This window comes from Flagellimonas myxillae, assembly GCF_023502235.1.
Classification (GTDB): Bacteria; Bacteroidota; Bacteroidia; order Flavobacteriales; family Flavobacteriaceae; genus Flagellimonas; species Flagellimonas myxillae.
The window spans coordinates 370134-394803 of sequence record NZ_JAMFLY010000002.1 but is presented as its reverse complement, the minus strand read 5'-3'; the positions used below and the strand labels follow the sequence as shown (position 1 = coordinate 394803).

At 43.8% G+C, this 24670-nt stretch carries 22 protein-coding genes; 10 read left to right on the top strand and 12 right to left on the bottom strand.

Annotated features, from left to right (window positions below; genetic code table 11):
* Positions 1-31: 31 nt before the first annotated feature.
* Together M3P07_RS10230 and M3P07_RS10225 are read left to right on the top strand one after the other, a co-directional pair.
* Entirely contained in the window at positions 32-1810 is a 1779-nt protein-coding gene (locus M3P07_RS10230) for a 1-deoxy-D-xylulose-5-phosphate synthase (protein ID WP_249969815.1), read from the top strand.
* Between the two features lie 6 nt (positions 1811-1816).
* A complete protein-coding gene (locus M3P07_RS10225; protein WP_249969814.1) occupies positions 1817-2875 on the top strand; it encodes a DUF3078 domain-containing protein in 1059 nt (352 codons plus the stop codon).
* Here M3P07_RS10225 and dgt read toward each other — a convergent pair.
* On the bottom strand, positions 2872-4227 hold the full coding sequence (gene dgt, locus M3P07_RS10220) for a dGTP triphosphohydrolase (protein ID WP_249969813.1): 1356 nt from the start codon (positions 4225-4227) through the stop codon (positions 2872-2874). The two genes, M3P07_RS10225 and dgt, sit on opposite strands and share 4 nt — an antisense overlap.
* A 308-nt stretch (positions 4228-4535) precedes the next feature.
* On the opposite strand from dgt, the gene M3P07_RS10215 reads away from it, so the two are divergent.
* The 4 genes from M3P07_RS10215 (at position 4536) to M3P07_RS10200 (ending at position 9945) form a co-directional block, all read left to right on the top strand.
* On the top strand, positions 4536-5735 hold the full coding sequence (locus tag M3P07_RS10215) for a porin (protein ID WP_249969812.1): 1200 nt from the start codon (positions 4536-4538) through the stop codon (positions 5733-5735).
* 74 nt (positions 5736-5809) lie between these two features.
* On the top strand, positions 5810-8107 hold the full coding sequence (locus M3P07_RS10210) for an inorganic phosphate transporter (RefSeq protein WP_249969811.1): 2298 nt from the start codon (positions 5810-5812) through the stop codon (positions 8105-8107).
* A gap of 18 nt (positions 8108-8125) precedes the next feature.
* Positions 8126-8836: a DUF6503 family protein gene (locus M3P07_RS10205; RefSeq protein ID WP_249969810.1), complete on the top strand. Its 711-nt coding sequence runs from the start codon at positions 8126-8128 to the stop codon at positions 8834-8836.
* On the top strand, positions 8836-9945 hold the full coding sequence (locus M3P07_RS10200; RefSeq protein WP_249969809.1) for a glycoside hydrolase family 130 protein: 1110 nt from the start codon (positions 8836-8838) through the stop codon (positions 9943-9945). The genes M3P07_RS10205 and M3P07_RS10200 overlap by 1 nt, the downstream gene beginning before the upstream one ends.
* A 21-nt stretch (positions 9946-9966) precedes the next feature.
* Here the strand turns inward: M3P07_RS10200 and nadD are convergent, their stop codons facing one another.
* The 6 genes from nadD to M3P07_RS10170 form a co-directional block, all read right to left on the bottom strand.
* Positions 9967-10551, bottom strand: coding sequence for a nicotinate (nicotinamide) nucleotide adenylyltransferase (gene nadD, locus M3P07_RS10195; RefSeq protein WP_249969808.1), 585 nt, complete (start codon positions 10549-10551; stop codon positions 9967-9969).
* Between the two features lie 4 nt (positions 10552-10555).
* The gene (gene gmk / locus M3P07_RS10190) at positions 10556-11155 is read right to left on the bottom strand and encodes a guanylate kinase (protein ID WP_249969807.1); all 600 of its coding nucleotides are present in this window, start codon (positions 11153-11155) and stop codon (positions 10556-10558) included.
* Positions 11152-12009 carry a YicC/YloC family endoribonuclease gene (locus M3P07_RS10185; RefSeq protein ID WP_249969806.1) on the bottom strand — a complete coding sequence of 286 codons (858 nt, stop codon included), beginning with the start codon at positions 12007-12009 and terminating at the stop codon, positions 11152-11154. Before M3P07_RS10185 ends, gmk begins: the two co-directional genes overlap by 4 nt.
* A gap of 88 nt (positions 12010-12097) precedes the next feature.
* The gene (locus tag M3P07_RS10180; RefSeq protein ID WP_249970283.1) at positions 12098-12814 is read right to left on the bottom strand and encodes a 3-keto-disaccharide hydrolase; all 717 of its coding nucleotides are present in this window, start codon (positions 12812-12814) and stop codon (positions 12098-12100) included.
* Between the two features lie 43 nt (positions 12815-12857).
* A complete protein-coding gene (locus tag M3P07_RS10175) occupies positions 12858-13607 on the bottom strand; it encodes a 3-keto-disaccharide hydrolase (RefSeq protein ID WP_249969805.1) in 750 nt (249 codons plus the stop codon).
* Complete coding sequence (locus M3P07_RS10170; protein ID WP_249969804.1) at positions 13604-14656, bottom strand: sugar phosphate isomerase/epimerase family protein; 1053 nt, start codon at positions 14654-14656, stop codon at positions 13604-13606. The genes M3P07_RS10175 and M3P07_RS10170 overlap by 4 nt, the downstream gene beginning before the upstream one ends.
* Positions 14657-14797: 141 nt before the next feature.
* Here M3P07_RS10170 and M3P07_RS10165 point away from each other — a divergent pair, with 141 nt between their 5' ends.
* A complete protein-coding gene (locus M3P07_RS10165; RefSeq protein ID WP_249969803.1) occupies positions 14798-16501 on the top strand; it encodes a GMC oxidoreductase in 1704 nt (567 codons plus the stop codon).
* Positions 16502-16510: 9 nt separating this feature from the next.
* Positions 16511-16975 (top strand): ASCH domain-containing protein, encoded by a 465-nt coding sequence (locus tag M3P07_RS10160; RefSeq protein ID WP_249969802.1) that lies wholly within the window; start codon positions 16511-16513, stop codon positions 16973-16975.
* Positions 16976-17023: 48 nt separating this feature from the next.
* On the opposite strand, the gene M3P07_RS10155 is transcribed toward M3P07_RS10160, so the two are convergent.
* From M3P07_RS10155 to M3P07_RS10135, 5 genes are read right to left on the bottom strand one after another with little or no spacing between them, the layout of a single operon-like run.
* Positions 17024-18160: a Gfo/Idh/MocA family protein gene (locus M3P07_RS10155; protein WP_249969801.1), complete on the bottom strand. Its 1137-nt coding sequence runs from the start codon at positions 18158-18160 to the stop codon at positions 17024-17026.
* Between the two features lie 11 nt (positions 18161-18171).
* On the bottom strand, positions 18172-19347 hold the full coding sequence (locus tag M3P07_RS10150; RefSeq protein ID WP_249969800.1) for an MFS transporter: 1176 nt from the start codon (positions 19345-19347) through the stop codon (positions 18172-18174).
* 21 nt (positions 19348-19368) lie between these two features.
* Positions 19369-20598 (bottom strand): MFS transporter, encoded by a 1230-nt coding sequence (locus M3P07_RS10145; protein ID WP_249969799.1) that lies wholly within the window; start codon positions 20596-20598, stop codon positions 19369-19371.
* 9 nt (positions 20599-20607) lie between these two features.
* Entirely contained in the window at positions 20608-21051 is a 444-nt protein-coding gene (locus M3P07_RS10140; protein WP_249969798.1) for a DinB family protein, read from the bottom strand.
* 20 nt (positions 21052-21071) lie between these two features.
* Positions 21072-22055 (bottom strand): sugar phosphate isomerase/epimerase family protein, encoded by a 984-nt coding sequence (locus M3P07_RS10135; RefSeq protein ID WP_249969797.1) that lies wholly within the window; start codon positions 22053-22055, stop codon positions 21072-21074.
* A gap of 136 nt (positions 22056-22191) precedes the next feature.
* Here M3P07_RS10135 and M3P07_RS10130 point away from each other — a divergent pair, with 136 nt between their 5' ends.
* Both M3P07_RS10130 and M3P07_RS10125 read left to right on the top strand, forming a co-directional pair.
* Positions 22192-23910 carry a GMC oxidoreductase gene (locus M3P07_RS10130; protein WP_249969796.1) on the top strand — a complete coding sequence of 573 codons (1719 nt, stop codon included), beginning with the start codon at positions 22192-22194 and terminating at the stop codon, positions 23908-23910.
* A complete protein-coding gene (locus M3P07_RS10125) occupies positions 23910-24560 on the top strand; it encodes a gluconate 2-dehydrogenase subunit 3 family protein (protein WP_249969795.1) in 651 nt (216 codons plus the stop codon). Before M3P07_RS10130 ends, M3P07_RS10125 begins: the two co-directional genes overlap by 1 nt.
* The last annotated feature ends 110 nt before the right edge of the window (positions 24561-24670 follow it).

The window sequence follows — 24670 nt, the reverse complement described above, 5'->3', positions numbered from 1 at the left end:
GCATAAATCATATTTGGGAATATGGGTATTTTTGTTTTTTATTTCCTTGGAAGCACTTTTAACACATATCAAATCCCCTGCTGACCTTAGAAAACTTTCTTTGGACCAGTTGCCTCACCTGGCCCAAGAACTTAGGGAGTTTATAATTGATATTGTGGCCACCAAAGAAGGACATTTGGGTGCCAGCCTTGGAGTGGTGGAGCTTACCATTGCACTGCACTATGTTTTTGATACGCCAACCGACAAACTCATTTGGGATGTGGGACACCAAGCCTACGGACATAAAATATTGACGGGAAGAAAGCAAATTTTCGAAACCAACAGACAACTTGGTGGCATAAGTGGGTTTCCAAAAAGAAGCGAGAGCAAATACGATGACTTTGGAACCGGCCATAGTTCCACGGCCATCTCGGCTATTTTGGGCATGGCCCTAGCAGCCAAGATTGCCCACAACGGTTCAAAACAACATATTGCGGTAGTGGGGGACGCGTCCATTGCCAGTGGTATGGCCTTTGAAGGTCTCAATCATTTGGGTGTTACGGATGTCAATGCCCTAATTGTTTTAAACGACAACGCCATTGGAATTGACCCCAGTGTCGGGGCCCTTAAAAAATATTTGACCAATGTAAAAGCTGGCACTGCCAAGGACGAAAACATTTTTGAGTGCTTGAACTTGAATTATTCCGGTCCTGTGGACGGGCATGATCTACAAGCCTTGACCCAGGAATTGGAACGATTAAAAAATGTTCCAGGGCCAAAACTTTTACATGTAATCACTACCAAGGGCAAGGGGCTTAAAAAGGCCGAAGAAAACCAGGTGGTCTATCACGCTCCTGGAAAGTTCGACAAACATACCGGGGAACGTCTGACCAAATCTGCTGGGGAACAACCTCCAAAATATCAGGATGTTTTTGGGCTGACCTTGGTGGAATTGGCAAGAAAGAATGAAAAAATTGTGGGAATTACCCCGGCCATGCCAACCGGGAGTTCGTTGAAAATTATGATGGACGAAATTCCCGAAAGAGCATTTGATGTGGGCATAGCCGAACAACATGCTGTAACATTGGCCGCTGGAATGGCAGCCCAAGGTCTTGTACCCTTTTGCAATATCTATTCGACCTTTTTGCAACGTGCCTATGATCAGGTTATCCACGATGTAGCCTTGCAGAACCTTCCGGTAATTTTCTGTTTGGATAGGGCCGGGTTGGTCGGCCAGGATGGTCCTACCCACCATGGTGTTTTTGATTTGGCCTTTTTAAGATGCATTCCCAACCTCACCATTTTTGCTCCCATGAACGAGATGGAGCTAAGAAATATCATGTATACCGCCCAAGCTGGTATTTCTGGGCCCATGGCCATTAGGTATCCTAGAGGCAGAGGGGTCAACCTGGATTGGAGAAGACCCTTTGAGCCCATTCAAATAGGAAAAGCCCGTTGTTTAAAAAAGGGTTCCAGAATTGCCATTTTAACGTTGGGTCACCTAGGAAATATGGTCCCAGACCTCTTGACCCATTTGGAATTTCCAGAGGAAATTGGCCACTATGATATGCGCTTTGCCAAACCTTTGGACCATAATATGCTTAGAACGGTTTTTGAAGCCTATGAGCACATTATTACCATTGAGGATGGAAGTAAAATGGGCGGGTTTGGCTCAGCGGTCTTGGAATTTGCCAATGAAGAAAATTTCAGAAAACCTGTTAAAATTTTCGGGATACCTGATAACTTTGTTGAACATGGAACAATTCAAGAGACCCATACCATGGCTGGTATAGATTTTGATTCAATTTGTGCTTATATAAAATCAACCTAAACCAAAATGCGATCAACCCTTTTACTGTTGTTTTTTCTTGGAATTTCTTGTAGCCTAAATGCGCAGGTAGATCAACTGCAAGCATTTGAACGAGATTCTGTTGAGTCAAGTTTTCAGGTGATAAAGATCAAAGATGTAAAGCTTAAGTATCTCACCCGGGCAGCAAAGCTTACGGATCCCAGAACCCCATTGAACCGTATAAAGCCTTTGCTCAAAAAATTCAAAAAGTTTGTTCCCCAATCCTTTTGGAAAAAAACCAACGAGTTAGCGCTTAATATCAATGAAGTGGCCTTTGTAAACTGGAACGCGGGGGGTGACAATTCTGTTTCTGCACTCGCCAATGCCAGGTTCACCCGCAATTATAAGTTTCGTTACCTTACTTGGAACAACGATCTGCGGTTACGTTATGGGGTGAATGCACAAGAAGGACGGCAACTGCGAAAAACGGATGATCAAATTCGAATATCATCGACCTTCGGTTTTAGAAAAGACACCATTACAGATTGGTACTATTCGGTTAAAGCCAATTTCAACACCCAGTTTTCCAACGGTTTCAAATATCCCAATCGAGATACCCCAATTTCGGAATTCATGGCTCCGGGTTACTTATTCCTGGGAGCGGGTACTTCCTTTATCCCCGATGGGAAAAAATTCAATCTATATATTTCTCCCATTACACAAAAAGCCACGTTTGTCCTGGATGAGGCCTTGTCCAACCAAGGTGCTTTTGGAGTTGAGGAAGGTGAACGTCTGTTTATGGAGCTTGGCTTTCTTGTAACCAATACCTGGGAAAAGGAGATTATCAAAAATGTACTTATGAACCACAGGTTGAGCCTCTATACCGACTATCTGCTAAGTTTTGGAAACGTGGATGTGGACTGGGAACTGAATTTTAACCTCAAGGTCAACAAATACATCAAAACCAATATTGGAACGCATTTGATTTACGATGACGACATTAAATTTGACGAGGTAGTAGCAGACGATGGTTCCATTATTGATCCCGGGATAGCCAAAATCCAGTTTAAACAACTATTGGGAGTAGGGCTCTCTTACGCCTTCTAGAACTCCTTCCCCATAAGTTTGTTGTGGAGGTGTACTGCTGCACTATCGGATAAGCTCGCCATATAGCAGCTGGCGTCCAGCAAAATGTTGTATACCGAAGCTTCTGGGTTGCAAAAATTATCTGGGAGACTTTTAAGGAGCAGTCGGTCATAGTTGGTCTCCTTTCCCCGCTTTACATTGTATAGGGCCGTGGTATATATTTCCAGAATATCCGATATGATCCTATAGCCCGCCAACTCCTTGTCTATAACTTCTTGGGATTGGTACACCTTTTCAACACTTAATTTAATAATGTCATCAATCTGTGCCTGATATTTTCCCTTGTCCAATAGTGCAGCATCAAAATTGCCCGTAATAATCTCATCGGAATATTTATCAAAGACCTCTACAGCATCATTGATCAAAGTGCTTATCGCCAAGGCGCGTAGATAGCTCAGTCGGTCACTAGTACCAGTAATCGCGTTGTATTTTTTCGTATTGATGTTATCCTTCACCAAGTTAATGAGATATTCCAAGGCGTATTCTTCAGGAATTAAACCAAGATTGATTCCATCCTCAAAATCAATGATGGTATAGCAAATATCATCTGCGGCCTCTACCAAATAAGTCAAGGGGTGCCTAAAGTACCCCCCTGGGTTGTTCGGATTTTCAGCCAGCCCGATTTCGTCCACAACTTCCTTAAAAACCTCTTTTTCCGATTGAAAGAAGCCAAACTTTTTGTCAGCAATATGTCTCGAAGGTTTTTTGGGAAGCGAGGCCTTGGGATATTTCATAAATGCTCCCAAAGTGGCATAGCTCAACCGAAGTCCTCCTGGAATTCCTTCCCGGGATGCGGTTAACAATTTAAACCCATTGGCATTGCCCTCAAAATCCACCAGATCTTGATATTCTTCCTTGGTTAAGAACTCCCGGTAAGCCTTTCCCTTTCCTTGGTCAAAAAAATTGCCGATGGATTTTTCCCCGCTATGTCCAAAAGGTGGATTGCCAATATCATGCGCAAGAGCGGCGGCGGCCACGATAGCCCCAAAATCATTGAAACGATACCCGTGAATTTCGGAAAGGTAAGGGTGCTTTGCCAATATGCGTTGGCCGGCGGACCTCCCCAAACTTCGGCCTACAACCGATACCTCAAGACTATGGGTAAGCCTGGTGTGCACAAAGGACTTTTTGGATCCGACACTAATGGGCATGGGAACCACTTGGGTCTTATCTTGAAGGTTTCGAAAAGCGGAAGAAAAAATTATTCTGTCGTAATCCACCTCAAAACCCAATCGGGTCTCATCTTGTTCCTTCCTTAGCCTTTTGTGGGTATCCCCATGACGTTTTAGAGATAGTAGCTGCTCCCAGTTCATTATTGCCGAATTAGTTCGCAATATACATCGAAGTCCCTGTTATCTCCTATTAAAATTGGATCGGTATGGATAACTAAGTTTAATCTTAAGTTAAACTTTAGATTACACTTAGTTGGATTTTCTATCCCACTTTTGTCTGTGTCTTAAGACATCAATGGGTTTCAAGAAATATTAGTTTTTGTCGACTATACTTCGAAATCTAAAGTATGGCCATCCAGGCCTGGGTGGCCATACTAAACATAACATAAAGCAAACGTTAATTTAACATTGGTATTGGTTCTTTGCACTCGACAAAAACTAATATTCAAATGAAATTAAGATACCTGGCCATCGTCATGGTCGCCTCTTTTTGCTTTACCTCCCACGCACAAGTTGAAGCCCCCACATTCGGAAAAGGCCTGTTTAATATTGTTGGCAAGGATAGTACCTGGACCATGAAATTTGCAATGCGAATGCAGTTTTTGGGAATATCCACATGGGATAGGGACGCGTCCAATGGATGGGTGAACCCAGAACAAAATTTTTTGGTTCGCAGGTCAAGGTTAAAATTTGATGGCTTTGTTTATTCCCCAAAACTTAAATACAAATTTGAGCTTGGGTTGTCCAATCGTGATATTTCCGGAACAAGCGAATTCACAAGCAATGCACCCCGATATATTTTGGATGCTGTTGTTATGTGGAATTTTTATGAAAACTTTGAACTCTGGGTCGGGCAGACCAAACTACCTGGCAACATAGAGCGGGTTATATCTTCCGGAAATTTGCAGCAGGTGGATCGGTCCTTGGTAAATAGTAGATTTAATATTGACCGGGATATGGGGATACAGATCAGACACCATATAAACCTTACCGATACCTTCTTGGTACGCGAAAAATTGGCAATCTCGCAAGGAGAGGGCAGAAATGTCACTTCTGGAAACCTTGGGGGGCATCAGTTCACTGGGAGAATCGAGTTGCTTCCCTTTGGCAAATTTCAAAGTAAAGGCGATTATAAGGCTGTGGACATGAAACGGGAGCCTACTCCAAAATTGATGTTGTCGGCCACCTACGACAGCAATCAAAATGCGGTTAAGACCAGAAGCAACATGGGGTCCTATATGGTTAATGATATTGGCTTTTATGAAACCACTATCAATACCACGTTTGTGGATGCCATGTTCAAGTACAATGGTTTTTCGTTTATGGGAGAATTTGCACATAGGGATGCCAAAGATCCCGTAGCCAAAAACTCTGATGGTACAGAGACCGGAGACATAGTTGGTGTGGGTAGTGGAATAAACCTGCAATCTGGTTACTTGTTCAAGAACAATTGGGAAGTTTCTGGGCGATACACCAATATTGATTTGGATGACCTAACAGGCAGACCCATGGAAACCCAGTACACTTTAGGCCTTTCAAAATATCTTGTTGGCCATAAATTAAAAGTTCAGTCAGATTTAAGCTATCTTACTATAGAAAATGGAACTAACGAACTGATGTTCAGGCTGCAAATGGACGTACATTTTTAGGCAAAAGATAACCTTTAAATAACGTCGACAATCAGCAAAGTATAGACATTTGAAAATTATTTTACGATACTACTATGGATAATATTTACTTTCTAATGATAATAGCCCTGGCGGTTTTGGCTATCGCTGATTTGGTTGTTGGGGTAAGTAATGATGCCGTTAACTTTTTGAACTCGGCCATTGGTTCAAAGGCCATTTCCTTTAGGACCATAATGATTATTGCAAGTATTGGAATTGCCTGTGGAGCAATTTTTTCCAGCGGCCTAATGGAAGTGGCTAGGAAAGGGATTTTTAATCCTGGAGAATTCTATTTTCAGGAAATCATGTTCATTTTTATGGCAGTTATGATTACGGATATCTTGCTGCTGGACTTCTTTAATAGCCATGGAATGCCGACCTCCACAACGGTTTCCATTGTATTTGAACTATTGGGTGCTGCTGTGGCCATGTCCTTGCTAAAAATTGGAGCCGCCAATGGGGATTTCTCCGATGTTGTAAACTATATCAACACCTCCAAAGCCATTCAGATTATCTCTGGAATCTTACTTTCAGTTTTAGTGGCCTTTACGATTGGGGCTATAGTTCAGTGGATTTCAAGGCTTTTATTGTCGTATAATTTTGAGAAAAAAGCCAAATGGACAGGTGTTTTGTTTGGTGGAATTGCATTGTCCTCAATCGTATATTTTATCCTAATGAAAGGTATCAAGGGAACTCCCTATGCAGGGGAATCCTTTGAAATTCTTGGAGGAATGAAAATCAAGGATTTTCTTGAGGCTGAAGTATTGTCCATAGTTCTGGTCAACTTCGTATTGTGGTCCTTGCTATCCTATGTTATGATTTACCTTGCCAAAATCAACATTTACAAGGTTATTATTGGTGTAGGCACCTTTGCCCTGGCATTGGCCTTTGCCGGTAACGATTTGGTTAATTTTATTGGCGTTCCCATTGCTGCATGGCAAAGCTATGAGGCTTGGGTAGCTTCAGGGGTACCTGCGACCGAGTTTAGCATGGATGTCTTGTCCAAAAAAGTACCCACTCCTACCTTGTTGTTGTTTATTTCGGGTATAATTATGGTCACAACCTTGTGGCTTTCCAAAAAAGCCCGATATGTAGCGGATACGGAGATTAATCTTTCCAGAGAAGGTGAAGCCAAAGAGCGCTTCCAACCCAATTTTATCTCCAGGGGCGTTGTAAGATTATCATCCAACATCTCACAGTATACCACAAGTTTATTGCCAAAGACATTAAAGGCAAAAATGGACAAACGTTTTGAAAAGCCCATCATTGCCTTATCACAAGACAAAACACATAAACTTCCTGCCTTTGATATGGTTCGGGCCGCAGTGAATCTTATGGTCGCCGGTATCCTAATTTCCATAGCAACATCTTACAAGCTTCCGTTGTCCACGACCTATGTAACCTTTATGGTTGCCATGGGTACATCCTTGGCAGATCGGGCATGGGGCGCAGAAAGTGCCGTATATAGAGTGGCAGGGGTGCTCAACGTTATTGGAGGTTGGTTTGGCACTGCAATAATCGCGTTTGTTGCTGCAGGAACTGTATTGACCCTTATTAATTTTGGTCAAGGTGCCGCCATTGCTATTTTGTTGTTCAGCGCCATACTTCTTTTGGTTAGAAATTACAGTGCGTATAACAAAAAAGCCAAAGAGCAAAAGGCGGAGGACAGCCTTAACAGAGCCGAGAGCAGCTCTATTCAAGGGGTTATAGAAGAAAGTGCAAGCAATATTGCCAATGTGATCAAAAGGACGAATAAAATCTATACCAATTCCATCAATGGATTGGCCAAACAAGATTTGGAACTTTTGAAGAAGAATAAAAAACAGGGGGCTAAATTATCTTCAGAAATTGAAGATTTGCGCAATCACCTGTTCTTTTTTATAAAAAATCTGGATGAAGCCAATGTGGGGGCTAGTAATTTCTACATCAGTACCCTGGCCCACTTAACAGATATCGCACAATCTCTTGAGTATATCGGCAAGGTGAGCCATACCCATGTGCATAACAACCACAAAAAACTCAAATACAACCAAATCAAAGAACTCAAGGAACTGGATCAAAATCTGGAATCTTTGTTTTCGAATGCTCAACAGATTTTCGATAACCGATCTTTTGAAGACATCCAAAGCGTGTTGGAAACCAAGGAGGAGTTGTTCAAATTGTTGTCCGATAAAATCGAACGTCAGATCGCAAGGACCCGCACAGAGGAATCAAGCCCAAAAAACACCACGCTTTATTTCTCCATACTAACGGAAAGCAAGGATTTGATTGAGGTTATCTATGAGCTATTGGAGCTCTATTATGTGGAGCACGACAGCACTATTGAACCTGCTCGGATGCCCAATCAGGAGTAATTTCGTTATCTTGTGTGCATGCGATATCTTACTTTGATTCTTGCATTGCTTATCGGCAATGCCCACATGGCACAGACAATTTCTTCGGAAGAGCTATTGGAAAAGGCCATAGCATTTCATGACCCAGACGGTCAATGGAAGGCATTTAACAGCTCGTTTAAGGTCCGTATGGAAACACCGGGTTCCAGCGATCGTTCCAGCCTTATCCAACTTAATATTCCGAAACAACAATTTAACTTGGATGTGGAAAAGGACGGTGTTACCTATAGGTATGCCTTTGACAAAAAAGACTGTACTACCTCGCTAAACGGGAAGTCCGAAATATCAGAGGAAGATAGAAAAGAATACCGGTTGACTTGTGAGCGGGGACAGGTAATGAGGGACTATTACACCTACCTCTACGGTCTGCCCATGAAACTTCGGGACCCTGGAACCATCCTAGGGGAAGAAGTTACCACCAAAACCTTTAAGGGGAAGGAGTATCTAGTCCTTAAAGTTGCTTACGACGAAGGCGTAGGGAACGATATCTGGTATTTCTACTTTGATCCCAGCACCTATGCCATGGAGGTGTACCAGTTCTATCATGATGAGCGCAAAGGGGACGGCGAGTATATTCTTTTAACCGGACTGGAAGAAGTCAATGGAATTAAAATGCCGAAAACCCGGGCTTGGTATTTCAACAAAGACAACAAATACTTGGGTACTGATATCCTGGAGAATCCCATGTGATGAGATTAGGACACAACATCTTATTCGTTTGGATTTTTCTATGGACCGCTCTATGCTTCTCCCAAGAAATGGAAAAGCCTTGGATGTTGGGACCATTCGAAAGGCCCATTGAGGCTAAGCCTATCATTCAAAAAAATCTGGAGACCCTATTTAAAGACCCCATTACAGGATTGGAAGTGCATTGGGAATCCATGGCAACCTTTAATCCCGCCGCAATCGTAAAGGACAATTCCATTCACATTCTTTATAGGGCGGAAGAAAAATTGGGGGAGAAGGAAATAGGGGGACACACCTCCCGAATTGGATTGGCAAAGTCTGCTGATGGAACTTCATACACAACTGAACAGCAGCCCATTTTCTATCCCAACCAAGATACCCAAAAACACAATGAATGGCCTGGGGGAACGGAAGACCCTAGAATTGTTGAAACCGTGGATGGGCTTTATGTACTTACCTATACCCAATGGAACAGAAAGGTTCCCCGACTAGCGGTGGCAACCTCCCGGGATTTGATGCATTGGGAAAAACACGGCCCAGCGTTTAAGGCCCATAAAAATGGCAAATATCTGGACCTGGAAACTAAATCGGGTGCGATTATCACCGAGCTTAAAAATGGGAAACTGGTGGCCGCCCAAATCGATGGAAAATATTGGATGTACTACGGAGTGCCCCATGTCTGGCTAGCGCATTCCACCAATCTTATCGATTGGGTTCCGCTCGAAACCTATGAAGGCACACTGGCCCCGGTCTTAAGCCCCAGACCTGGATATTTTGATTCTTGGCTAGTGGAGGCCGGTCCTCCCCCACTGCTTACGGAAAATGGTATTGTAGTCCTCTACAATGCAGGTAATTCCCAGAATATTGGGGTACAGGACTTGGGAAATAGGGTCTATACCGGGGGACAAGCACTTTTCGATGCCCAAGAGCCTTGGAAACTTCTGGATCGAAGCAACGAGCCCTTTATTAAACCAGAGCTCCCCTTCGAAAAATCAGGCCAATACAAGGACGGAACTACCTTTTTGGAAGGGCTGGTATGGTTTAAGGGACTATGGTATCTCTATTACGGAACCGCCGATAGCATGGTAGGGGTCGTGACCGCCAAGGAATAAATTCAGGTCACGGGCATTTACCTACCGGTAAAAATTCATTTCGTCCAAATACCGCCATACCGGCGCCGGAAGCAGTGGGCGAATATTTTTTCCTTCTTTATGGGAATTTCGAATAAAGGTGGATGAGATTTCCATGATCGGCGCCTTGACCTTCTGGATTTTTGGATGCTCCTCAAAACGGTGCTCCACTGCTCCTTCAGAAATTCTTGGATACACAAAAAGGGAATGGTTTTCAAGGATGACCTCATAGTTCTTCCACTTATGGAAACTCTTTAAATTATCCTCGCCCATGATCAGTGCAAATTGATGGGTTTCGCCATACTTCTCATTCAAATGTACCAAGGTATTAATAGTGTAATTGGGTTGGGGCAAATCAAATTCGATGGTACTCGCCTTTAACTTGGGATAATCTTGAACCGCCTCAGAGACCATTTGATATCGATGGTGGTCATCCAATAAGGATTGCTTGGTTTTGAAAGGGCTTTGGGGAGTGATTACGAACCACACCTCATCCAAACTGGAAAACTCCACCATGTGATTGGCGATGGCCAGATGGCCTATATGGATGGGGTTGAACGTTCCAAAATAGAGCCCTACCTGTTTCATAACACTATTCCTCTTCCGATTCGGGAACTTCGGCCCCAACAAACTCGGCAACCAATTGGTGCGATGCTTTTAGGGCCTCCTCCAAATCGTAGTTTTTGATAATCTTATCGAATTGGGGCGCCGTGGCTAGTTCCACCGAAGCCTTGGCCACCCTCATGTTGATCTTGTCCTCGCTTTCGGTACTTCTTTTTTTGAGTCTTATCTTCAATTCGTCCACACTGGGTGGCTTTACAAACACCGCCAGGGTCTCCTCCGGAAATTTCTTTTTAATCCGTAGGCCGCCAACAACATCAATATCAAAAATCACATTTTTCCCTTCTGCCCAAAGGCGCTCCACCTCAGTGTTCAAGGTACCATAGAAGTTGTCCCTATACACCTCTTCCCATTCCAGAAAATCCCCATTTTTAATGTGCTGCTTAAACTCGGAAATAGACATGAAGTAATAGTTTTCCCCATGTTTTTCCTTTCCCCTTTGGGGTCGGGATGTGGCCGAAACGGAAAAGGCCAGATTAAGTTCCGGTTGTTCCAATAAATGCCGTACAATCGTGGTTTTACCACTCCCGGATGGGGCCGAAAAAATGATGAGCTTTCCTCCTTTTTTCATAGTACGTTCAACATTTGCTCTTTGATTTTTTCCAACTCGTCCTTCATTTGAACCACCAATTGTTGCATGGGGGCATAGTTGGCCTTGGACCCAATGGTGTTGATCTCACGTCCTATTTCTTGGGCAATAAAGCCCAATTTCTTCCCATTTGAATCCTTGGACATCAAGGTAGTTTCAAAATATTTTAAATGATTGTCCAATCGCACCTTTTCCTCGGTAATGTCGTATTTCTCAAGATAGTAGATCAACTCCTGTTCAAACCTATTGGCATCCACCTCCACGGTAAGATCTGCAACTGCTTTTTCCAGTCGCTCCCGAATCGTATTTAACCTTTCGGGGTCCATGGTCCTCACTTGCTGCAATAGCTCGGTTAAACTCTTTAACCTAGCCAAAAAGTCGTGTTCCAACACCTTCCCCTCTTCACTTCGGAATTTGGATATCTCTGTTAATGCCTGCTTCATAGCCTTGGTAATGGTCTCGTATTCGGAAGCATCGATATCGTTCTTTTCGGTTTTTATGGTATCCGGCATCCGCAGGGCCAATTCCAACAATTTCAAATCGTCTCCCTCCACAATTCCGGCCAATTGCTGCATGTATTTTTTCACCACTCCAGAGTTGATCTCTGCCGTGGTCTCCTCTCCGGTAATTTCCACATAAAGACCAAAATCCACTTTTCCCCTTACCAAAACGTCAGCGATCATTTTGCGTAAGGCCAGTTCTTTTTCCCGATATACTTGCGGAATCCTGGCATTGATATCCAGGTTTTTACTGTTGAGGGATTTGATCTCGATGGTAATCTTTTTGGAAGGAAGCTGAACAACGTGCTTCCCAAAACCGGTCATGGATTGAATCATACGGAATGATTAAATTTTGGCAAAGGTAACCAAAATAGGGTTTGTCCTTTGTCTTTTGAAAGGCTCACGGCTAGCAAGGAGGATGGACCTAGTCCAACTCCCTCACCCAGATATTTCGATAGCTTACCCTGCTGTTATCGCGGTGGTCCTGAAGCATCAAAGGTGCTTTGCCATGGACCCTGTACTTGGGCCATCCTATATATTCGGACGCACCTTCTATCTCAAAATGGTCCTGGATCAATACGCCGTTGTGAAGCACCGTGATCGTAGCTGGTTTTACAATATTGCCCCCGCGGCTAAACTCAGGCGCATGATAAATGATGTCATAGGTATTCCATTCCCCCGAAGGAACAGAAGCCATAGCCAAAGGAACAGCCTGCTTGTAAATGGATCCCACTTGGCCATTTACATAGGTGTCGTTGTCGTTATTGTCCAAAACCTGTACTTCATAAAGCCCTTGCAGAAAAACGCCGCTGTTCGCCCTATTTTGATAATTCCCTTGGACCTCGGATGGGGATCTCCATTCGATATGCAGCTGAACACTTCCGAAATTCTGCTTGGTCTGAATGTTTCCTGTCTTATCCTTTACGGTCATACTCCCGTCCTTGTTCAAGTGCCATTTTACAGCTGTGCTATCCGAACTACTGACCCATTGATCAAAATTTTCCCCATTAAACAGCACTACGGCATCACTTGGTGGGGCTCCATGCCCATTGGATATGACCTTGGGAGGAACTGGTTGGTAGATTTCTGTGGCTTCCGGGTTTGTAGGTTGTTTTTCTTGGGCAAAGGCCAAAGTTGCCATCAATAATAATGGCAACAAGGGCAAACAAGTTTTTTTGGGCATATTAAAGTTCTTTGATTTTGATGTTTCTATAGGAAACGGTGTCACCGTGATCCTGTAGTCCTATTTTTCCTGTTTTGTATGCTCCAAACCCTTCCCAATCGGCGAACTTGGAATCGGCGACCATTGCGTCCCACGCATCACCATGCACTGGGAATTCCACAATCTTTGTTCCGTTCAGGATAACATGTCCTTGATTGGAACCATGATCGATCATCAGCTCCACCGTGTTCCATTCCCCGGCAGGTTTAACGGTTTTTTTCGAAGGTGCGATCATGTCGTATAGAGATCCCGCTTGATGGGTGGTTCCATTCTTCGCATCTGGGTGTCTCTCATCATCCAAAACTTGGATTTCCGGTCCTGTTTGGTAGGGTTTCCCAAATTCCTCGCTCTCATAAACACCCCAAAAAATCCCGCTGTTCCCAGCTTCGGAAATTTTCCATTCGAGGGTCAGCACAAAGTTGGTAAACTCCTTATCCGTGACGATATTATACGCTTCCTTTTCGGGTCTTTCTTCTGGTGGATAGAATACCATGGCCCCGTCTTCCAATTTCCATGGCTCATCGATTTCCCCTTCGTTGTACAAGTGCCACCCATTAAATGATGTCCCATCAAACAATACGGTCCAGTCGCTGTCTTTATTTTCCACCAAAGTCTCGGTTTCAGCATCTTCCGATTTGGAGGTTGTTTCCTTGCTTTTTTCCTTACATGCAAAAAGTACGGCCAAAACGGCCAGCAATGTTAGTTTTTTCATAATCCCAATATCTTTTTAAGTTTTGCTTTATCTGTTGCGGCCCCAGCAAAATCATCAAAGGTTTTTGTGGTTGCCTCAATAATATGATCCTGGATAAAAATGGCCCCTTCACGTGCCCCCTGTTCCGGGCTTTTTATTACGCATTCCCATTCCATTACCGCCCATACGTCACAGCCGTATTGGGTGAGTTTGGAAAAAACGGTTTTAAAATCGATTTGCCCATCTCCGAGCGAGCGGTATCTTCCCGCACGATCACTCCAGTCGTTATACCCCCCAAAAGCACCCTTTTTGCCTGTAGGGTTAAATTCAGAATCCTTTACGTGGAACGATTTAATAAACTCATGGTAATGATCTATATAGGTTATATAATCCAATTGTTGCAGCACAAAATGGCTTGGATCGTATAGAATGTTTACCCGTTTGTGGTTTCCCGTTGCTTCCAAAAAACGTTCGAAGGTATCCCCATCATGAAGATCCTCCCCCGGATGGATTTCATAGCAGACGTCCACCCCTTGTTCATCAAAATGATTTAAGATAGGCATCCACCTTTTGGCCAATTCCTCAAAACCCAATTCCACCAAGCCTGGAGGTCTTTGCGGCCATGGGTGCCATGTGTGCCAAAGCAAGGCTCCAGAAAATGTGGCATGAGCCGAAATCCCTAATCTTCTACTAGCGGTAGCAGCCTTTTTTACGGTCTCAACCGCCCATTCCGTACGTGCCTTTGGATTGTTCTTTACAGCATCGGGAGCAAAATTATCGAACATGATATCATAGGCCGGATGTACAGCCACCAATTGGCCCTGCAAATGTGTGGAAAGCTCAGTGATTTCCAACCCATAGGAATTGATTTTCCCCTTGAGCTCGTCACAATAATCTTGACTTTCAGCTGCTTTGTCCAGGTCAATAAGGAAAGATTCCCAGGTTGGAATCTGAATCCCTTTATACCCAAGGTCTGCAGCCCATTTGCACAGGCCATCCAAAGAATTGAATGGGGCTTGACTATCTACAAATTGTGCCAGAAAAACAGCTGGCCCTTTAATTGTTTTCATGTAAAATGATTTGCGTGATTGACAGTTCGTTAAATTTTTATGATTTATCCCCTATATTTAAGAAAAAACCGAGGATGTTTTTATCTTCCCTACCGAAAGTTATAAATATAGGGATAAGCCCTCAATTAAAATAACACAATCGTGGATGAAAATGTGGTTTATGATGCCATAGTGGTAGGAACAGGAATCAGTGGTGGCTGGGCCGCCAAGGAGCTGTGCGAAAACGGGTTAAAAACCCTGGTTCTGGAACGGGGACCCATGGTGGAGCACATTGTGGATTACAAAACCATGAATTGGGATGCCTGGGACATGCCCTACAAAGGCAATTTGTCCGCAGAAGACAAGAAAAAATATCCCAAACAGCTCCGGGTTGGATGGGCTCCAAGAGACGATGTCAAACACTTTTTCGTGAACGATTTGGAGCATCCATACCAAGAGACCAAGCGCTTTGATTGGATCAGGGGATACCATGTTGGAGGCAGATCCATTACTTGGGGAAAACAGAGTTATCGTTGGAGCGATATTGATTTTGAGGCCAACAAAAAAGATGGCCATGGCGTGGATTGGCCGGTTCGATATAAGGACATTTCCCCTTGGTACGATAAGGTTGAGACCTATATCGGTGTGAGCGGTCAAAATCTGGGTTTAAAACAACTCCCCGATGGGAAATTCCAACCGCCAATGGAACTCAATTGCGTGGAAAAGGAGTTCCAAGAGTCCCTTGCAAACCAATTTGAAGATGGTCGCCTGTTGACCATTGGGCGTGCAGCGCATATTACCGAAAATCCCTCCAAATTTGAAGGGCGTACCACTTGCCAATACAGGAATAGATGTTGGCGGGGTTGTCCATTTGGGGGCTATTTTAGCAGCCTATCCTCTACCCTTCCAGCAGCAGAGCGAACCGGAAATATGACCTTGCGTGCAAATTCGATTGTACATGAGGTAATCTACGACGAGACCAAAAAAATGGCCACCGGGGTTCGTATCATTGACGCGGAAACCCAAGAGAAATTGGAGTTCAAGGGCAAAATTGTTTTTCTATGTGCCTCAGCAATGGCCTCAGTCGGGATTTTATTACAATCAAAGTCCAAAACCTTCCCGAATGGTATGGGCAACAATCATGATGAGGTAGGCCGAAATATTATGGACCACCATTATCAATTGGGAGCTTCTGCCAAAGTGGACGGCCATTTGGACAAATATTATAAGGGGCGCAGGCCCAACGGATTTTACATTCCGCGCTTTGTGAACTTGGATAAAAAGACGAAGCGCAAGGAATTCCTTCGGGGATTCGGGTACCAAGGTGGTGCAGGGAGGAACAATTGGTCCGAGATGGTTGCCGAAATGGGATATGGGGCTTCCCTCAAAGAGGCCATATTAAAACCGGGAGCCTGGCAAATAGGAATGACCGGATTTGGGGAAATGCTCCCCTACCACGATAACCGTGTTACTTTAAGTAAGGACAAAAAAGACCAATGGGGGTTGCCCCAGTTGGATTTTGACGTGGAGTTCAAGGAAAACGAATTCAAAATGCGGGAGGCTATAAAAGAGGAAGCCGTATCCATGCTCAAGGCAGCAGGTTTTAAAGATGTAAATCCCTATGACAACGAAACCGGACCTGGCCTTGGTATACATGAAATGGGAGGTGCCCGAATGGGATATGATCCAAAAACCTCCGTCTTGAACAAACATAATCAAGTGCACGAGGTGCCCAATGTCTATGTTACGGACGGTGCGTTCATGACCTCAGCGAGTTGTGTAAATCCCTCATTGACCTATATGGCCTTTACGGCCAGGGCCGCGAACCATGCTGCTAAAGAGTTTAAACAAAATAAATTTTCTTAAATACCTACTATGGAAAATGCTTCTGCCCGAAATTTATGGGGCGATTTTCTAGACGCCCATCTAGAATTTGCCTCTGAAGATGCACCAAAAGTGATTCACTTTTGCGATAATGAAAAAGATGCCAACACTTGTGCCGAGCTTGTTTGTAAGGACATTAAAAGAGCAACTTCCCATTCCCTATTAGGATTGCAGTACCGCAAGGAACGCCTTCCACAGATTGGGGATTTTGCCGTGGTTACGGACTGGGCCGGAAAGGCCAAATGTATCATCCGGACCACTTCGGTAAAATTGGTCCCCTATTTTGCGATTCATGCCGAACATGCACGTTTGGAGGGAGAGGGTGACAAAAGCTTGGACCATTGGCAAAAAACCCATTGGGACTACTATACCCGCGAACTTTCCGAATTTAAGCGTACCCCAAGGGAAAGTATGATCGTGGTCTTTGAACGTTTTGAAAAAGTCTTTCAAAGATAATGGCCGCTTATAGCGGCCATTTCATATCCTTTATTTAGCAAGGTTCTTTTAATCAAGATCTATCCAAACATTCCCATTTTTATGGGAGGCAACGGTACTTTCGATAAAGTTCATACCGCGAACCCCATCTTTCATGGTCGGGAACTCGCCATCGTTATATGCTTCTCCGCGAATTGCTCTTGCGGCCCCTAGGTAAATATTGGCCATGGAATCAAAAATTCCTTCGGGATGGCCTGCAGGTATCTTTGAAGCCTTTAATGAAAGCTCTGAGTTATAGGCATGTCCTGGTTTGTACACTTGTAGGGGTTCCGTATCGCTCATTTTATAGAGGAAATTGGGTTTTTCCTGTTCCCATCTAAAAGCTCCTTTCTCCCCATAAATGGCAATGGCCAATCCGTTTTCTTCGCCAGTGGCCACCTGACTTGCCCGAACAACTCCTTTTACGTGCTTGTCCATTCGAATCAGTACAGTTCCGTCCACATCCATTTGGTTGTCGTCATAGAGATAATTGAAATCGCACAGTACCGATTTGATCTTCAAACCTGTGGTGTATTCAATAAGGTTGGAAGCGTGCACTCCTATATCCCCAATACAGGAACTGATTCCCGCTTTGGTGGGATCCAATCTCCAAACCGTTTTGCGCTTTTCCTGATCGTGAATTACCGTATTGATCCAACCTTGGTAGTAACGGGCATCAACTTTATGGATTTTTCCCAAGGCACCAGTTTTGATCATTTCGCGCATCTGTCGCACCATGGGATACCCGGTATAGGTATGGGTAAGGGCAAATACTTTTCCAGATTTTTGGTGGACCTCCTCGAGGGTTTTGGCTTCCTCATAGTCCATGGTCATCGGTTTTTCACAAATGACATGAAATCCATTTTCCAATAGTTTTTTGGCCATTGGAAAATGAAGAAAGTTGGGCGTAAGTACCGAACAAACCTGAATTCGTTCCTCCTCAGGCAACTTTAATTCCTCTTCAACAAGCGTATCAAAATCCTTATAGATTCTATTTGTCGGGACATCTATCTCTTTTGCAAAAGCCAGGTTTTGCTCATAATCCGGATTAAATACCGCCCCCACAATTTCATAATTGTCATTGATAAACGAGGCCACTCTATGCAGTACCCCTATTAGGGAATCTCCTCCACCTCCAATAATTCCTAGTCTAATTTTTTTTGGCATTCGATTTTTATTTAAGCTTCTTCTAATTTTGGTTTTCGATTTTTCATGTAAACGTAGAGTCCAATAAACGCCACAATTAATATTGCAGGTAAAATGGACATGGTTCGTAGGGCTTCGGTTGCATTGGCATCATCCATCAATTTTCCCATTACCGGTAGCACCACCGATACGGAAAGCATGCCAGCACCCCCCATGATTGAAAGACCCAAAGCACCAGTTTCTGGAAGATACTCCGCTACAAAACCAAGCATTGTCGGCCAGAAAAATGTAACTCCTACGGCAAATACCGCTGCTGCTGCGAAGGTCATTGTTCCGCTAGTTATGGTCAACAACCAAAGGCCTATAAAAGTGAATATTGCTGAAAACAATAGCATGCCCGCCGGTTGTAACTTATGTATGACCTGCCCGGCAAAGGCTCTTCCCAAGGCCATGATACCGTTGATGAATGCAAGTACCAATAATGGAACCGCCACCGACTCTTTTAATAATGACTCGATGCGTTGGGTTGTCCCCAATTCTGAAGCCGCAGTCAAAAACATACACAGTACCATAAAAATAAACAGTGGCTTTCCTAAACTGGCCAACATTTTATTATTGCTTACACCCATTTGAACCCGTTCGGTAACCGGAAAATTCTGGCCCAAAAACATGAACCCATAAATTATTAATGGGATAAACAGCACTCCGACCATGATTTGCCAACTTAGTCCCATCACATCCATTACCAACCAACCCACTAAGGATCCAATCACAATTCCACCTGGAAACCACACATGAAACCGATTCAACATTTTAGTCTTGTTCTTGGTATACATCGATGCGATCATCGGATTTAGAGCCGCCTCTACCATACCATTACCGATACCCACGAACAGGGTAGCTATGAATAAGGAGGTCTGATCTTTGGCCAAAATGGTCCAAATGATACCAATTGCATGGGTCACAAAAGCCATCCAGGTAATTTTTTTGATTCCAAGGGAATCAACCAAGGGGCCACCAATGATCATTGCGATGGTAAAGCCCCAAAATGCAGGTGTAAAGGCCCAACCTATTTGTTCCAACGTTAGACCCACTCCCTCTGGTCCAAAAACCGTTTCCAATCTAGCCCGTATTGCAAATGTCATAGCCGTAACCAACAGAGCAACGCACGACGCTGTAAATAATCGATTCTTGTTTACATTTTCCATGTTATATTAATTTGGTTGTTATTAGGTTTTGTATTCGATTTTTTCATTCTTGAACAAAAGCGCAAAGACGATAAATACCACCAGGGCAAATACTGCAGGGTAGATCCATACTTTTTCCCAAAGGGCCGTCCCATCAATTTGAATGAATTCGTCATATATTTTTCCTGCCACCCAAAAGCCGATAAGCATACCTACACCATAAGTGGCCAACGTTATCAATCCCTGGGCCGCACTCTTATATCTTTCCCCAGCCTTTGAGGCGGTATAAATTTGGCCCGATACAAAGAAAAAATCATAGCAGATTCCATGTAGGGCAATGCCGATCACAAGCATGAAAAACAATTCTCCCGAATCCCCAAAACTGAAGAGGAGATATCTCAGGGTCCAAGCCAACATTCCTACCAATATGGTTTTCTTGAATCCGTATTTCTTAAAGAAGAAGGGTAACAAGAGCATAAAGAATATTTCGGAAAACTGGCCCAGTGATGCCCAGGCGGTGGAATTCTCGACATTGGATTCCGTTAGGAAGGTACCTATATGCTGATAATAAAACGCCAAGGGAATACAGATTAAAATGGACGAGATAAAGAACACCAAAAAGTTTTTGTCCTTTAGGAGTTGGAGTGTATCCAAGCCCAAAAGTTGCCCTATGCTTCTTTTTTCGTCCTTACTAACGGTCGGAGGTGTTTTTGGAAGGGTGAAACTGAACACACCCAACACCACCGAAGCTATGGACACCATCAAAAACGTGTTCTTTAGGAAACCGGCCTCTATATTTTCGATGGAATCCCACTGAAATGCGAGACTAATGATCCAACCAGCCAAAATCCAACCCGCAGTTCCAAATACCCTAACCAAAGGGAATTCCTTTGAGGGGTTTTTCATTTGGTTGAATGCTACAGAATTCACCAAGGCCAAAGTGGGCATATACAAAATCATATAACCCAATACATAAGGGTAAAAAACCGCAAAGCTATCGGAGCAGTACATGAGGTACATCAATCCAGCTCCCACAAGATGCAGGACACCCAAAATCCGTTCGGCATTGAAAAATCGATCCGCGATCAAGCCAATAATAAAGGGGGCTATTATGGCACCCCAAGACTGAGTGGAATACGCCATTGCCGTCTCGGCCCCAGAGGCATCCAAATTGTTGCCCAAAAAAGGACCCAAGGTCACAAACCAGCCTCCCCAAATGAAGAACTCCAAAAACATCATGGTGGACAACTGGAACTTTACTTTAAAACTCATATGGGGGATTTATCTTTTATAAAAAATATAGTCCAAAGCTTCCGGTTCAATTCCCGAGTTCCTAAAATCCGTAAGGATCTGACCTCGATGATGGGTGGAATGGTTCACAATATGGAATAGGATATCCTTAAGATCGTTGGCATAGGTTCTTCCCTGACTATTTTCATAATCAATCCTCTTGTTAAAATCCTCCGTATTCCTGATAATTTCAAAAGAGGTGCGCTGGTTCTCATAATGAAGGTCTCCCCAGTCAGCCACTTTATGCAATTCCCAAACAGCAAATTCTGATGGTTTTCCCACAATCCTGTGGTTCCATATATGGTGCGCGTTCAGGATATGGCTGAACAATTTCACACTCTTTTCAGGAACCGTCCCCATGGAACTACATTGTTCTATGAGTTTTTTGTTGCTGTAAAAATTATAATCAAAAAGTTGCTGTAGAAATCCCTTCATAGGCTGAGGTTTGGCAAGGATTACTTTATCAATTTACGCAATAGATCCCTTGTTGCAATAATACCTTCCTCTTCACTTAGCTTACTTCCTTCGTACTCCACACCTATATAACCGGAATATCCTGCATCCTTAACAATCTTGAGCATGCGTGCATAATCCGAATGGATCTCGTTTCCGTTTTCATCAAAATCGTGGGACTTGGCACTTACCGCCTTGGCATAAGGCATAATCTCTTCCATTCCTTTATATCTATCATACCAATCCTTGCATTCAGGCCATTCTCCCCACGTGATACAGAAATTACCAAAATCAGGTAGCGTTCCGGCATTTTCCATATTTACTTCTTTGAAGACATTGGCCAACATGGCTCCGTTTGAGGACAAACCTCCGTGGTTTTCAACCAAAATGTTGATGTTTTTATCCTTCGCGTAGGTAGCCAATTTGGTCAAGCCATCAACAGAGGCGGCTGTCCATTCTTCTGGGTCTGTGCTCCCGCTCAAATTTACTCTTATGGAGTGGCAGCCCAATGCAGCGGCTGCATCTACCCACTTATGGTGGTTTTCGACTGCTGCGTTGCGCTCCTCCTCACTGGTAGCGGCCAAATTCCCTTGGCCATCGATCATGATGATCAAGTTCTCCAATCCGTGTTCTTCACTTAAAGCTTTGCTTTTCTCCACAAAATTGTTCATTGCGGCCTCTGAAAAATTGTCTTTTTCCAATTCTTTATAATAAAGTCCGCTAACATATTCGAGTCCTTCGAAGCCCCAAGCTTTCGCTTTTTCCGCGAATGAATAGGGGTCTACCCCATCATTTCGTATCATTTTGTGCATGGACCATTGGGCCAATGAAATCTTAAAAGTGGGTTCAGTGGACATGGATACTTCTTCAACTGTTTCTGAGGCTGCTTCTTCCTGTTTTTTGTTTTGCTTGCAAGCCACATTGCCGATAAGCAATAAAACAATCACAAATTTGGCACTGTAATGGGTAAAATTTTTTCGTTTCATAAAGGTTGATCAACTAAAATTAAATGGAATCTAAAAACTACAACGTTATAGTAGTGAATTCTCAATAAACATAGGGATTAAATGTAGAAAATTAATTTAATAATTAATACATTTAGAAAATAAACAATCCTAATAGATGAGTAAATTTTATTATAACGAAGAGCAGGAATCATACGATGCCATTGTAGTAGGAACGGGCATTAGCGGTGGTTGGGCTGCTAAGGAACTATGTGAAAATGGGCTAAAGACCTTGGTGCTGGAACGCGGTAGAATGGTGAAGCACCGCGAGGACTATCCCACTGCAAATTTGGATCCCTGGGACCTACCCAATAACGGTCAACCTACTCAGGCCGATATCGCAAAACAGGAAAAGCAAAATAGGACCGGTTATACGGTAAGGACTCCTTCAAAACACTGGTTCGTGGATGACTTGAAACATCCCTATAACGAGACCAAGCGTTTTGACTGGATGCGAGGTTATCATGTAGGTGGTCGATCCATTATGTGGGGACGCCATAGCTACAGATGGAGCGAAATGGATTTTGAGGCCAACAAAAAAGATGGACATGGCGTGGATTGGCCTGTACGTTATAAGGATATTGCTCCTTGGTATGATAAGGTTGAAAGCTATATCGGGGTTACCGGCGAAAAGCTGGGATTACCCCAATTGCCAGATGGGCAATTTGAACCGATGATGCCACTAAACTGTGTGGAAGATCACTTTAGGGAAAAAGTTTCGGAGCATTTTGATGGCAGGGTGGTCACCTCTGGCCGCGTTGCCCATATTAATAGTAACAAAAAATTTGAAGGTGATGGAAGGACTCGATGTCAATTCCGCAACCGCTGTATCAGAGGTTGTCCTTTTGGAGCCTATTTTAGCAGTGTGTCCTCCACATTGCCAGCTGCCGAACGAACCGGCAACATGACATTAAGGCCCGATTCCATTGTGCATCAGGTAATCTATGATCCAGACACCAAAAAGGCAACTGGCGTAAAAGTTATAGATCGGGTAACCAAGGAGGAGTTTGAATTTAAGGCCAAAGTTATTTTCCTATGTGCTTCGGCCATTGCCTCCACGTCCATTTTGATGCAGTCCAAATCCGATAGGTTTGAAAACGGACTAGGAAACGACTCCGACCAGTTGGGAAGAAACATCATGGACCACCACTTGGGCGTAGGTGCATCTGGTAAGTTTGATGGCTTTGAAGACAAATACTATAAGGGAAGAAAACCCGGAGGTATCTATCTACCACGTTTCCGAAACTTGGGAGGTAGTTCCGATTCCGATAAATTCCTTCGCGGATATGGTTACCAAGGAGGTGCCGGTAGAGGAAATTGGGAAGATACCATCGCAGAGATTTCCCATGGAAAGGATTTGAAGGAGGCCATTCTTAAACCAGGAGGTTGGACCTTTGGTATGGGTGGTTTTGGAGAGGTTCTACCTTACCAGGATAACCGAATGACCATGGATTACGACAAATTGGATGAGTGGGGTCTGCCAACGGTTACCTTCGATGCTGAGTTCAAGGAGAATGAGTGGAACATGCGTGAGGACATGAAAAACCAAGCGGTGGATATGCTGGAAAAGGCTGGTCTAAGAGATGTAAAGCCTTTTGACAACCCTGGTGCCCTTGGATTGGGCATCCATGAAATGGGAACTGCCAGAATGGGCAGGGACAGAAAAACTTCCGTACTCAATGGCTTTAACCAAGTGCACGATTGTAAAAATGTATATGTTACCGATGGGGCCTTTATGACCTCCTCGAGTTGTGTAAACCCATCGTTGACCTATATGGCCTTTACCGCCAGAGCGGCCAACCATGCGGCACAAGAACTTAAAAAAGGAAATATCTAATGGAAAGAAGAGTAGCATTAAAAAATATGGGGCTTGTATTTGGCTATGCCGTGGCAACCCCCACCCTATTGGGAATTGTTCAGAGCTGTAAGGGCAAAAAGGTCTTGGATTGGACCCCCGATTTCTTTACCAAAGATGAAGGAACGGTATTGCATTCCCTTGTAGATATTCTTTTGCCCAAGACCGATACGCCTTCCGCCTCAGAAGTCAACGTCCATGTATTCATGGATAAATTTGCCAACGAGGTATTGCCCAAGGAGCAACAGGACTTTATGAAAATGTGCATGGGCAAGTTTACGGATAAGGTTTTGGCCGATACCCAAAAAGAGACCCTTGCAGATTTGGATGCAGAGGATTTAGAGCCTGTTTTAGCCACTTATTTGAAAAAGCAGACCGATGAGGTGGAGGAAGCCCATGGCGAAGCTGTACAAGCTTATTATGAGGCTGTGGAAGAAAACGGCGGAGCGGTTCTCGATGATGAGATCGCACGTTATCAATTTGCCACTTCCATCCGGAATTCCGCAATCTGGGCCTATAAGACCAGCGAGTTTGTTGGGGAAGAGGTCCTTGCCTATTTACCAGTTCCTGGAGAATATGTTGGCTGCGGGGATTTGGAAACGCTTACACAAGGTAAAGCTTGGTCCTTATAAACTAAGCCACCATAACAATACATTGAAGGCCGCTGATATCAGCGGCCTTTTATTATGGGTCAATTTTGAAATAATCCCGAGCTCAAAATTCTATTCGGGGCACTCGAACT

Coding starts and splice junctions, on each gene's coding strand:
- M3P07_RS10225 (WP_249969814.1), top strand. CDS start 1,817: ATGCGATCAACCCTTTTACTGTTGTTTTTTCTTGGAATTTCTTGTAGC.
- dgt (WP_249969813.1), bottom strand. CDS start 4,227: ATGAACTGGGAGCAGCTACTATCTCTAAAACGTCATGGGGATACCCAC.
- M3P07_RS10215 (WP_249969812.1), top strand. CDS start 4,536: ATGAAATTAAGATACCTGGCCATCGTCATGGTCGCCTCTTTTTGCTTT.
- M3P07_RS10210 (WP_249969811.1), top strand. CDS start 5,810: ATGGATAATATTTACTTTCTAATGATAATAGCCCTGGCGGTTTTGGCT.
- M3P07_RS10205 (WP_249969810.1), top strand. CDS start 8,126: ATGCGATATCTTACTTTGATTCTTGCATTGCTTATCGGCAATGCCCAC.
- M3P07_RS10200 (WP_249969809.1), top strand. CDS start 8,836: ATGAGATTAGGACACAACATCTTATTCGTTTGGATTTTTCTATGGACC.
- nadD (WP_249969808.1), bottom strand. CDS start 10,551: ATGAAACAGGTAGGGCTCTATTTTGGAACGTTCAACCCCATCCATATA.
- gmk (WP_249969807.1), bottom strand. CDS start 11,155: ATGAAAAAAGGAGGAAAGCTCATCATTTTTTCGGCCCCATCCGGGAGT.
- M3P07_RS10185 (WP_249969806.1), bottom strand. CDS start 12,009: ATGATTCAATCCATGACCGGTTTTGGGAAGCACGTTGTTCAGCTTCCT.
- M3P07_RS10180 (WP_249970283.1), bottom strand. CDS start 12,814: ATGGCAACTTTGGCCTTTGCCCAAGAAAAACAACCTACAAACCCGGAA.
- M3P07_RS10175 (WP_249969805.1), bottom strand. CDS start 13,607: ATGAAAAAACTAACATTGCTGGCCGTTTTGGCCGTACTTTTTGCATGT.
- M3P07_RS10170 (WP_249969804.1), bottom strand. CDS start 14,656: ATGAAAACAATTAAAGGGCCAGCTGTTTTTCTGGCACAATTTGTAGAT.
- M3P07_RS10160 (WP_249969802.1), top strand. CDS start 16,511: ATGGAAAATGCTTCTGCCCGAAATTTATGGGGCGATTTTCTAGACGCC.
- M3P07_RS10155 (WP_249969801.1), bottom strand. CDS start 18,160: ATGCCAAAAAAAATTAGACTAGGAATTATTGGAGGTGGAGGAGATTCC.
- M3P07_RS10150 (WP_249969800.1), bottom strand. CDS start 19,347: ATGGAAAATGTAAACAAGAATCGATTATTTACAGCGTCGTGCGTTGCT.
- M3P07_RS10145 (WP_249969799.1), bottom strand. CDS start 20,598: ATGAGTTTTAAAGTAAAGTTCCAGTTGTCCACCATGATGTTTTTGGAG.
- M3P07_RS10140 (WP_249969798.1), bottom strand. CDS start 21,051: ATGAAGGGATTTCTACAGCAACTTTTTGATTATAATTTTTACAGCAAC.
- M3P07_RS10135 (WP_249969797.1), bottom strand. CDS start 22,055: ATGAAACGAAAAAATTTTACCCATTACAGTGCCAAATTTGTGATTGTT.
- M3P07_RS10130 (WP_249969796.1), top strand. CDS start 22,192: ATGAGTAAATTTTATTATAACGAAGAGCAGGAATCATACGATGCCATT.
- M3P07_RS10125 (WP_249969795.1), top strand. CDS start 23,910: ATGGAAAGAAGAGTAGCATTAAAAAATATGGGGCTTGTATTTGGCTAT.